8 protein-coding genes and 1 pseudogene are annotated in these 10,568 nt (G+C 43.0%); 4 read left to right on the top strand and 5 right to left on the bottom strand.

The window, feature by feature from the left end; translation table 11 throughout:
• Positions 1–285: 285 nt before the first annotated feature.
• From rpmF to PX484_RS05555, 3 genes are all read left to right on the top strand, one after another.
• The gene (rpmF, locus tag PX484_RS05565; RefSeq protein WP_287670115.1) at positions 286–468 is read left to right on the top strand and encodes a 50S ribosomal protein L32; all 183 of its coding nucleotides are present in this window, start codon (positions 286–288) and stop codon (positions 466–468) included.
• An 88-nt stretch (positions 469–556) separates the two neighbouring features.
• On the top strand, positions 557–1,156 hold the full coding sequence (locus PX484_RS05560; RefSeq protein ID WP_016516006.1) for a sulfite oxidase-like oxidoreductase: 600 nt from the start codon (positions 557–559) through the stop codon (positions 1,154–1,156).
• A 196-nt stretch (positions 1,157–1,352) separates the two neighbouring features.
• Positions 1,353–1,820, top strand: a complete 468-nt coding sequence (locus tag PX484_RS05555) for a hypothetical protein (RefSeq protein WP_287766638.1) — start codon at positions 1,353–1,355, stop codon at positions 1,818–1,820.
• A gap of 29 nt (positions 1,821–1,849) precedes the next feature.
• Here PX484_RS05555 and PX484_RS05550 read toward each other — a convergent pair whose 3' ends face one another.
• Both PX484_RS05550 and groL read right to left on the bottom strand, forming a co-directional pair.
• Complete coding sequence (locus tag PX484_RS05550) at positions 1,850–3,739, bottom strand: ABC-F family ATP-binding cassette domain-containing protein (RefSeq protein WP_288103101.1); 1,890 nt, start codon at positions 3,737–3,739, stop codon at positions 1,850–1,852.
• Positions 3,740–3,929: 190 nt separating this feature from the next.
• Complete coding sequence (gene groL / locus PX484_RS05545; RefSeq protein WP_016516009.1) at positions 3,930–5,603, bottom strand: chaperonin GroEL; 1,674 nt, start codon at positions 5,601–5,603, stop codon at positions 3,930–3,932.
• Positions 5,604–5,844: 241 nt separating this feature from the next.
• Here groL and PX484_RS05540 point away from each other — a divergent pair, with 241 nt between their 5' ends.
• A complete protein-coding gene (locus tag PX484_RS05540) occupies positions 5,845–7,599 on the top strand; it encodes an ATP-dependent nuclease (protein WP_002802702.1) in 1,755 nt (584 codons plus the stop codon).
• 9 nt (positions 7,600–7,608) lie between these two features.
• Here PX484_RS05540 and PX484_RS05535 read toward each other — a convergent pair whose 3' ends face one another.
• The 3 genes and pseudogenes from PX484_RS05535 to PX484_RS05525 all read right to left on the bottom strand — a co-directional run.
• Positions 7,609–9,630: a potassium channel family protein gene (locus PX484_RS05535; RefSeq protein WP_287766640.1), complete on the bottom strand. Its 2,022-nt coding sequence runs from the start codon at positions 9,628–9,630 to the stop codon at positions 7,609–7,611.
• Between the two features lie 306 nt (positions 9,631–9,936).
• A complete protein-coding gene (locus PX484_RS05530) occupies positions 9,937–10,362 on the bottom strand; it encodes a hypothetical protein (RefSeq protein WP_288103100.1) in 426 nt (141 codons plus the stop codon).
• Positions 10,362–10,568 (bottom strand): annotated as a pseudogene (locus PX484_RS05525) (AAA family ATPase); the annotation flags it as partial. The gene PX484_RS05530 and the pseudogene PX484_RS05525, both read right to left, overlap by 1 nt.

Genomic DNA, 10,568 nt, shown 5'->3' with positions numbered 1-10,568 from the left:
TTCAGGTGGTCAACTACCTAATTTTCAGAGAAAAAGTAACTGAATTTTTCCCCGATCACTCCAATGGTCGGCACTTTTTGGGGGGAAAAAAGTCTAAAAACCTTATTCAACAAGGTTTTTAGATTTATTCAGCAGAACCTAAATAGGTAGGCCAATGATAATTATTAAGTTTTATCAATATTTTGGGCAGTAGTGAGCAAGGGAATCAGACAAGTTGGCGAGCCGATTAGGGAAATAGGGAGTAGAATAGAAAGGTTGTGAGTCTATAACTATCGTTAAAATACTATGGCTTGTCCCAAGAAGAAAACCTCAAATGCCAAGCGCGACCAACGGAGAGCGCATTGGAGAAAGCAAGCGGCTCGGGAAGCGCAAAAAGCCTTATCTTTGGGTAAATCTGTCCTTTCTGGTCGTTCTAACAGCTTTGTCTATCCCACTAAAGAGGAAGAAGAAGGGGGAGACAAGGAATAACTTGATGGTGGGGAGTGAGGTAGAGAAAACCTTTTCGCTCCCTAATATTTTAAGATTTGTTTAGGGTTTTCGTTGTGAGTCTCAACTAATGTTAGGCAAATTCTTTAAAAAACCAGAATCTCCCGATCAAGACCGAGTTCCTCCGGGCCAATATCTCGCTAGTGGTTTTCCTGTGCTTACCTACGGAGATACTCCCCAAATCAAGACCGAGGAATGGTTATTCAAGGTTTGGGGAAAGGTGGCCACGACTAAAATTTTTAACTGGTCGGATTTTATGGCCCTACCGCAGTGGGAATTTACTAAGGATTTTCACTGTGTCACCCGTTGGTCAAAATTAGATGTGACTTGGACGGGAATTAAGGTATCGGATTTTATGGCCTTAATTGACCTGTTGCCGGAAGCTACCCACGTCATGCAACACTGTTATGGTGGTTATACCACTAACCTCACCCTAGAGGAATTCCTGCACGAGGATAATTTTTTCGCTTTTCAACTGTTTGGTCAACCTTTAACCCCCGACCACGGTGGTCCGCTGCGCTTAGTTGTCCCCCATCTCTACGCTTGGAAAAGTTCTAAATGGATTAATGGCTTAGAATTTCTCGATCGAGAGCAATTGGGTTTCTGGGAACTTAATGGCTACCATCGACGAGGTGATCCCTGGTTAGAGGAACGTTATGGCGGTTTTTGACGAGCTTTGTCTTAAAATCGGGTAATATCAGCAAACAGAAGTTACCCCCCCACAAAAGATCATTCGGGTTTCCTTTTCTTGTACCCATGTAATTGAAGTTTTCTTAAGGTTTATGGGGATAGAAAGAGTCCCTTATAAAAATTCCCCCGAAGACTGGTTGTAGTCATTGATCACTGATAACTGAAATAACCGACTAATGAAAAAGATGATATTGACTTTACTAGCTTTGCTTTTAGTTGCTAACATGAATAGCCAAGGGGTTTTAGCAGTGACGATCGATTTTCAATGGTTGGGAAATCAGGGTTATATAGCTAAAGGTTCTTTTAGTTATGATGAAAAAACGGCCCCGACTATCTTTTCAGAAAAAGGTTCGGGAAAGATGCAAGTTTTAGAAGATTTTCAGGTATCTTTTTATGATAAGAGTGGTCAGGAGATCGCTAGATACGATAATGTCAGAGAGGGAATTTCCTCAGCTAATTATTTTCAGTTTAATTTTAATACAAAAACCGGTCAAGTTTTTGGCTCGATCGATCTAGGGGGTGAAGGGATGGGGGAAATCTATCTTCAAGGGGTGGTTAAGGATAATTTGGCCCTCTTGCGGGTGGAGTCGGTAGATCTGGTCATGGATGAGGATGATTCACCGGAAATTATCACTCAGTTTTGACTAAATCGATCGGGAAAATAGGGATTATCCTAGCCTAATTTTTCCGCTAATTCTAACCAGCGATCGGTTAAATTATCAATTTTTTGACTCAATTGAGCTAATTCTTCGGTCAGCGCGGTTATTTTGGTAAAATCTTCTAGGGGTTCTCCATAAAGTACCTGTTCAATTTCAGCTTTTTTTGATTCTAAAATTGGTATTTGTTTTTCGATGTCTTCGTATTCTTTTTTCTCTTTAAAAGAGATTTTCTTATTGACGGGTGACGGAGAAGCTTTAACAGTTTTTGGGGTGACTTTTTTTTCTTTGGGTTCCTCCTCCTCTTTTTTCTGATCGAGATAAAGGGAATAATTACCCGGATATTGACGGATATTACCCCCAGTTTCAAAGGAAAAAATAGTATCAACTACTCGATCGAGAAAATAGCGATCATGGGAAACAACAATCACACAACCGTTAAAGTCCTCTAAATATTCTTCTAAAATTGCTAAAGTCTGCACATCGAGATCATTGGTGGGTTCATCTAAGATTAAAACATTAGGCGCACTCATCAAAACTCGTAGTAAAAATAAGCGTCTTCTTTCCCCTCCAGAAAGTTTATAAATTGGTGCATACTGTTGATCGGGAGGAAAGAGAAATTTTTCTAACATCTGGGAAGCGGTAATCACGCTACCGTCTAGGGTTTTGACTAATTCGGCCACACTTTTCAGATATTCGATCACTCTTTGATTTTCGTTGATATTGAGATCATCGGATTGTTGATCGAAGTAACCAATATGAATAGTGGAACCGATGTCAACCGTGCCTGAATCGGGGAGAGTTTTCCCGGTAATAATATCCATGAGAGTAGATTTTCCTACCCCATTACTGCCAATAATACCGATGCGATCTTCGGGGGTAAAAATATAGGTAAAATCTTTAATTAAAGTGCGATCTCCGTAAGCTTTCGAGATTTTTTCTACTTCAATAACTTTTTTGCCGATGCGTCTTCCTGCGGTGGCAATATCGACTTTTCCCTCCACCTGTTTAAATTCCTTATTACCCATTGCCTGAATGCGATCGATCCGCGCTTTTTGTTTGGTACTGCGCGCTTTTGGTCCCCGGGATAACCATTCTAATTCCCGTCGCAAAACTCCCGCGTGTTTGCGTTGACTACTGGCGATCGATTCTTCCGCTAAGGCTTTTTTTTCTAGATAATAGGCATAATTACCGGCATAAGTAGATAAATCTCCCCGATCGATTTCAATGATGCGATTAGTCACTCGATCGAGAAAATAGCGATCGTGAGTAATTAATAATAATCCTCCCCGAAAACGGGACAAATAACTCTGTAACCACTCCACGGAAAGCGCGTCTAAATGGTTTGTGGGTTCATCCATCAATAAACAGTCAGGATCGGCTAAAAGTGCGGTAGCGATGGCGATTCTTTTGCGATATCCCCCCGATAAATCTCCCACGCGAGCATTAAAATTATCGATACCCAGTTTACTTAAAATAACTTTAGCATTGGTTTCTAAATCCCAGGCGGCAAGTTTATCAATTTGTTGCGAAACCCTTGACAAACGTTCCATAATAGTATCCAGATTTTCTGGCTCATGGACAAGGCGATCGGACAATTCCTCGTATTCCTTAATTAAAGTCATACTTTCGCCACTATCGGCGAAAACCTGCTCTAAAACCGTTTTATCATTGTCTAGATCGGGTTGCTGGGGTAAATAGACGATTTTCATCCCGGAATTGATTTGAATTTCGCCACCATCGATCGATTCTAAACCGGCGATCATTTTCAATAGGGTCGATTTTCCCGATCCATTCGTACCGATCAGGCCGACTTTATCGCGATCATCGAGGCTAAAACTGGCATCTTTGAGAATTTCCTTGATACCGAAGTCTTTTTTGAGCGATCGAACCGTCAGCAGTGTCATGATTTCTGGGAATAATCCTTCTTTTCTAGTGTAGTGTCTGGACTAATGCAAAGGATAGATTAAGCAGGTTCTGCTGAAAAAGTTTTTCCCGAGGAAAAAAAACCTGTCCCTAATGCCGACGATAACCAGAAAAGGGACAGATTGGCTCAATTGCATGAGATTATTTTCAGGGGCCAGACGGCATCAGGAATTACATCATACCCATGCCACCCATGCCGCCCATGCCACCCATGCCGCCCATGCCGCCCATGCCGCCCATATCAGGGGCTGCGGCTTCTTTAACGGGTTTTTCGACCACGAGGGCTTCGGTCGTTAGGACCATACCGGCGATAGAAGCGGCGTTTTGAACGGCTGACCGCACCACTTTAGCCGGATCGATAATTCCGGCGGCGATTAAGTCTTCGTACTTGCCGGTGAGGACATTGTAACCGACGCTAAAAGCGGTTTCGCGCACACCTTCCACGATCACATCGCCTTCCACGCCGGCGTTATTGGCTAACTGACGCAGGGGGGCTTCTAGGGCTTTAGCGACGATATCGGCGGCGACTTTTTCCTCATCGTTAGTGAGAGAAGCTTTGAAAGCCTTCACCTTAGAAGCCAGATGAATCAAGGTTGTACCACCGCCCGGGACGATACCTTCTTCCACGGCGGCTTTGGTGGCATTGAGGGCATCTTCGATGCGGAGTTTGCGATCCTTGAGTTCGGTTTCTGTGGCTGCCCCGACTTTAATCACGGCCACACCGCCGGCTAATTTAGCGATGCGTTCCTGTAATTTTTCCTTATCGAATTCAGAATCGGTTTCTTCTAACTGTTTTTTCAGTTGGGCGAGACGTTTCTGCACATCGGCCTTATTGCGGCTGTCCCCAGAGGCGACAATAATTGTATTGTCTTTTTCTAGGGTGATTTTTGCCGCTTGCCCTAGCAGATCGAGGCTAACCGTGTCAAGACTTAAGCCCACTTCTTCGGAAATCAGACGACCGCCGGTGAGGATGGCGATATCTTGTAAAACCGCCTTGCGACGTTCCCCAAAACTGGGGGCTTTGATAGCGACGACATTTAAGACACCCCGGGCCTTGTTGACCACTAGAGTGGCTAAAGCTTCGCCGTCCACATCTTCGGCGATAATTAATAGGGGACGACCTTGACGGGCAACGGCTTCGAGGACGGGGACTAATTCAGCGATCGCACTGATCTTTTTATCGGTAATCAGGATCAGGGGGTTGTCGTACTCGACGATCTGTCTTTCTTGATCGGTGATGAAATAGGGAGAGATATAACCGCGATCGATCTGCATCCCTTCCACTACTTCTAATTCCGTGGTTAGGGATTTCGATTCTTCCACGGTGATTACGCCATCGGTGGTGACTTTTTCCATGGCGGCGGCGATCATTTTTCCCACTTCTTCGTCGTTGCCGGAAGAAACGGTGGCCACTTGAGCGATCGCATCTCCGGCGATCGGTTTAGCTACGGCGGCGATTTCTTCCACCAGATAGGCGATGGTTTTGTCTAGTCCGCGTCTTAAGGCGACGGGATTGGCCCCGGCGGTAACGTTTTTCAGACCTTCTTTAATTAAAGCCTGGGCGATGATGGTGGCGGTAGTGGTGCCATCTCCCGCTAAATCTTTGGTTTTTGCCGCTACTTCCTGAATTAATCTCGCCCCGGTGTTTTCGAGGGGATCGGACAATTCGATTTCTTTGGCGACGGTGATGCCGTCATTAACGATCTGGGGGGCGCCGTATTTCTTTTCTAACAAGACATTGCGTCCTTTCGGACCGAGGGTGATTTTTACCGCATCGGCCAAGGCGTTGACACCTCTTTCTAGGGCGCGACGGGATTCATCTTTAAAGGCAATGATTTTGGACATGGTATCGCTGTTGTAATAGGACTCCTTATAGTTAATTTAGCACTCTTAGGGCTTGAGTGCTAATCCAGGCGATCGACTCCCCTCCGATCCCTGCACCGACAAGCGCGATCGTTTTCGTTGCCCTAGCTGGAGAGATGAGTTAGTCCCGATCTATTTTTGGCCTTAAAAATGGGGTCTGGGAAAGTGAGCGATGTTAACTTGCGTAATTTAAGATGAAGATGCCGACAGCCTAACCAGATCGATGATAACCAAGCTAACCCTGAGAAATTTCAAGAGTATCAAGGAACAAACCTACGAGTTTGCTCTCTTCGATCTCTTAGTTGGACGGAATAACAGTGGTAAAAGCACCATTTTACAGGCTTTAGCGATCTGGCAGTTCTGTATTGAGGAGTTCCGGCGGGCGAAACGGAGCGGAACGACCGGCAAACAAGTTGTCCTTCCCAACTTTACAGCCCTTCCCGTTCCAGAATTTAATCTTTTGTGGCGAGAGAAGACCGAGCGCCACTATCCAAAAGTAGATGGTTCCAAAAAGCAAGAGTTTATTCTCATTGAAATTGATGTTACTTGGATAGCGGAATCTTCTGGGCTAAAACCATGCTCTTTGGGGGTTAAACTACGATATAGTTCTCCTCAAACTATCTACGCAATTCCTTCGGAAGGATGGGAACATTTCCGTGAATTAGAAGGAGAGTCAAATCACTCCCCTTCTCTTTTACCTATTATTGCTTACGTTCCGCCCTTTTCGGGATTAGAACCCAATGAAGAATGGCGTGATGACGGACCGCTGCGAAAACAAGTGGGAAAAGCGCAGCCCGGAAGTATATTAAGAAATTTACTGCTGCGAGTTTGGCAAGAAAATCGAAAGGATTGGAGTGAAATTCAAAAGGTTGTCAAAAACTGGTTTAACGTTGATTTAAAAGACCCTCAATACGAACGAGGAGTGGACACCCAAATAATCTGCGAATATAAACAGGGGGGCAAATCCTATGACATTATATCTGCTGGCAGCGGTTTCCATCAAACTTTAACCTTGTTGGCATTTTTTTATGGTTATAAACCTACTACTATCTTACTGGATGAACCCGATGCTCATCTTCATGTTAACTTGCAAAGAGAGATTCTAGATTATTTTAAGAATCAAAAGGCGATCGAGAGAAATACTCAATTTCTTATTGCCACCCACGCAGAAGAGTTTATTAGAGGGGTTGACGTTCGGCAAATTATCTCATTACTTGATAGAATTCCTAAAAGAGTGGAAGCTACACCAGCGATTTTAACAGCGATGGCCGATGTTTCTAACTTAGAGATAACACAGCTTTCGGAATTTAATTATCCCGTTATTTTGTATGTTGAAGGAGAAACAGATGAGCGTCTTTTACGAGGTTTTGCCACTTCTTTAGGAAGGCAGGATAAATTGAATCAGGTTTGTTGTCGGGTTATGGGAGGCGGCAATAAGAAGAAAATGAAAGAAGATTCTGATCGTCATTTTAACGGGATTAAACAAATAATTCCATCGGCGAAAAGGTTGGTATTGTTTGATTATGATGATGACGATCAGGCCTTCCACCCAGAAGCAAATGATCCGAAGCAATCATTATATGAATGGCGACGAAAAAATATTGAGAATTATTTATTAGTTCCCGATGCTTGGATTAGAGCAGCTCAACAAACCGGCGGTTTTAACGACCAAGATATTTTTTTCTCTCCAGTTCAAAAAATAATTAGGGAGTTTTTTGATAACGAAAATCTTACCCTGCCTCGAAATCAATCTTGGAGAGATGTCAAGGCAAATATTTTTCAAGTTGTGGATGGGAAAAAGCTATTGTTTGAAAATAAGGACTCTCTTTTTCAAAGGCTTAAATCTCATCAACCTGTTTTAGAATCTGTTCCATCTTTAGAATTGACCCGCGAAATCGTCGCCACTAACATGAAATCTGATGAAATTCATGAAGATGTTCATCAATTCTTCGCTAAGTTGGATCAACTTCTGAGTTAAGCAAAATTGTTATTTTTGACCTGTAATTGGAATGGCCAATGCTTGAACTTGAATTTTTTTTAACTCGGAAACTAATCGAATCGCCTGCTGTTCGTAGAGGGGGGAGCCGAGAGTCGCTGGCAAATTTTCCATGAGATCGCTGGCGGTTTTCAGGGGACAATTAGAAAAACGACTGATCACGGTGGGCGCTTCCGCGGCAATATTGCGGTTAAAGGCTTTTTCCACCCGCACGCGCCAAGTTTTGGGAGTGCGACGACCCTGTTCCACCCGTCGCAGTCCGTTGATGGTGGCCAGCACCACAATGCGATCGCCGATGCGTAAATTGAGATAATCTTCGGGCATTAATTTCGGGGCTTGCCGTTCTCGTTGGTGTAGGATCGGCACGACTCGATAACCGTAGGCAATATCCCCGATCGAGCTACCATTGAGAGTATCCCCAGCTTCGATCTCGTATTCTGTCACCAGAATCGTTTTTTGCGCCCAACGGAACAGATAGATAATATTTTCTCCGAAAGCCGCTCCCGTAAAGGCTTCTGCCGCTACGGTGTTGGTTCCTAAAATGTGAGAGCGGGGCAGAATTTGACTTAATTGTTGACTAAGGTTGTCGTCGGTGGTGCGGATGACTAAGTAGCTTTGGGGATTGAGTTTGCGGGTGGTTAGGGCCACTTCTAAATTGAGGATTTCGTCATCGGTAACAATCGCTATACTTTTAGCCCTATCTAAATTGACATTTTTTAAAGATTCTTCGATATTTCCCGTCATCAGGGGCATTTTTGGCAGGATAGTCGCATCAAAATCTCTATTTAAGCTGACCCCGACGATCGCCTGTTGCATTTCTAGTAATAAATTAGCCACTTCTTTGCCGACTCGACCTAAGCCCACAATAACGATATGATTCTGTTGGGGAACTGGGGGACGGTTGGGGATAAATTTAAATTTTGATGATAATAAAGTTTCTGTCAAAATGGCATAGAGAACCCCGATAAAAGCGGTTCCAGCTAAGGTTAAAAAGAGACTAAATAGCTGCATCCACCAGGGAACCGCATTTAAATCTTCGGGGTTAGAGCCACCGAAAACATCGCCGTAACCACCTAATAAAAGGATCGCTGTTCCTGAAAGAGAGGAAATAAAGGAAGCTCTCGGGGCGTAGAGATGGAAAAGAAAAGTCCCGATAATTACTAGGAGGATAATGATAAATACTGACAGGAAAGCCACCTGGTGAATTTGCTGCTGAAAACTCAATTGCCAGAATTGTTGGATTTCTTTGAGCAATTTCTGCCAAAAATCCCGCAACTTCTGGGGAGAATTTGACGGTTTCTGGCGGACAGCATCGATGTTTTGATAGGTAGTTTCGATGGTGGTAATGGTATCACCTGCCCCGATAGTGGTGGTGGGGGACCATTGATAAAATCCGGCCCTTAAAGGTTCATCGGGGGCTGTGTGTGCTAACAGACGACGGGTGGGGGTATTTAAATCACCTAAAAAGCGATCGAGTAAACCATCTTCGGGGCTAATTTGTCTCTGGATAATCCGCAATTTCTGACCGTCGAGATGCAAAAAACCGAGGGTTTCTGTGCCTAATGTGGCTAAAGCAAAGGCATTGGCGGGTAGTTGGGTGGGTTCATAGGCGATAAAATTGCCTAAACGTTCCTTGAGTAGCTGATTGAGATTATCTTTAGAAGAACGCACCACTAAGCGAGTAAGGGGATTTAATTGCCGAATAATTAGGGCAGTGGTGGCATTAATTCGCTCATCACTGGTGACAATTAAAGCAGCCCGACAGCGATCGATTCCCGCTCTTGCTAAAATGTTTTTTTGACGACAATCACCGATAATTATTTCCTCTAATAAATCGGGAAAATCATTAATTTCCCAACTGGGAGGCTGTATTAGTTCGATACCGACAACGCTAACCCCAAACTCTTTTAAAGACTTGACGCAGTGTTGTCCGAGACTACCCAATCCACACACTAAAAAGCGATCGGCTGACTTGACATTCCCATGGACAAAGCTGAGAGATTCTTGGTTCATAGATTCTGCTTGTCTTAAAAAATAGAATGCTTTTTCAGACTTCTGATCCCCCCTGCCCCCCTTGATAAGGGGGGTGCCGATTTCCCCTTAATCTAGCCTTAATTTTTTCTTAATAAGAAGGGTGTCTGACAATTTTTAACACCCACCTAATTATAACATACCAGCATTTTTATTGCGTACTCGTTGATACATTTCTTCCATATTTAATTGGAAAGCAACGAAGTAATAAACTCCAGCAATATATTTACAGGGATTTTGTCAATCGGGACAGGAATAATTAGTTCAGCTTTTTTCTGAGGGAAAAACCTAAATAGTGATTTCAGCTTTCATCGACCTGACTTTTAAACTAACTTCGGGATGAGCTTGTTTTAATCTCGCTTGATAAACCTGAACATTGGTTCCAGCTTTTGGTACTCTAGAAGCGACAATATAGCATTCTTTTTTAGATTTTTTATGTCTTTCTTGTAAGTAAGAATGATTTAGAGTTGACAATAATTGATCATAAGCTTGTTCAATATTTTTACCCTTGAGTTCAATATAAAGAGCCAAGCTACAGGGATCATCAATTTCTAAAAGCCAGTCGCATCTTTTCCCCTCGATGATTAAACAATTATCTATTTTTATCTTAGTAATTAATTTCTGACTATTATTATTGACGATGAATTCTTTCCCATTTTCCTTAACTTTGACTATTTTATTATTATTGCATTCAGAACAGTGACTAATATCCATTATTGTTGAGCCTTTCTTTCTAAAATTTCTTCAAACTCTTGACTAAGTTCATCGGAGACAGCATCGAGGTTATTGATACCAATCAAGTTCACCTCTGTATCTAAGATACTTTGAGTTTGTCCGTTGCTAATTGTGTAGGCTGACACATCTTGAAATTGAATAGTATTTTTATAACCTAAAGATTTTTGTGCTTTGACAGGCTCAAC

The sequence above is a fragment of the Microcystis sp. M49636_WE2 genome (genome assembly GCF_030065375.1).
GTDB classification, from domain to species: Bacteria; Cyanobacteriota; Cyanobacteriia; order Cyanobacteriales; family Microcystaceae; genus Microcystis; species Microcystis aeruginosa_C.
Note: the sequence above shows the minus strand (reverse complement) of the source record. Positions and strands in the feature narration are given on the sequence as shown.

Bases quoted from the DNA above. Each gene is read 5' to 3' on its own strand.
- groL (WP_016516009.1), bottom strand. From the start codon at position 5,603: ATGTCCAAAATCATTGCCTTTAAAGATGAATCCCGTCGCGCCCTAGAA.
- PX484_RS05555 (WP_287766638.1), top strand. From the start codon at position 1,353: ATGAAAAAGATGATATTGACTTTACTAGCTTTGCTTTTAGTTGCTAAC.
- PX484_RS05560 (WP_016516006.1), top strand. From the start codon at position 557: ATGTTAGGCAAATTCTTTAAAAAACCAGAATCTCCCGATCAAGACCGA.
- PX484_RS05550 (WP_288103101.1), bottom strand. From the start codon at position 3,739: ATGACACTGCTGACGGTTCGATCGCTCAAAAAAGACTTCGGTATCAAG.
- PX484_RS05530 (WP_288103100.1), bottom strand. From the start codon at position 10,362: ATGGATATTAGTCACTGTTCTGAATGCAATAATAATAAAATAGTCAAA.
- rpmF (WP_287670115.1), top strand. From the start codon at position 286: ATGGCTTGTCCCAAGAAGAAAACCTCAAATGCCAAGCGCGACCAACGG.
- PX484_RS05535 (WP_287766640.1), bottom strand. From the start codon at position 9,630: ATGAACCAAGAATCTCTCAGCTTTGTCCATGGGAATGTCAAGTCAGCC.
- PX484_RS05540 (WP_002802702.1), top strand. From the start codon at position 5,845: ATGATAACCAAGCTAACCCTGAGAAATTTCAAGAGTATCAAGGAACAA.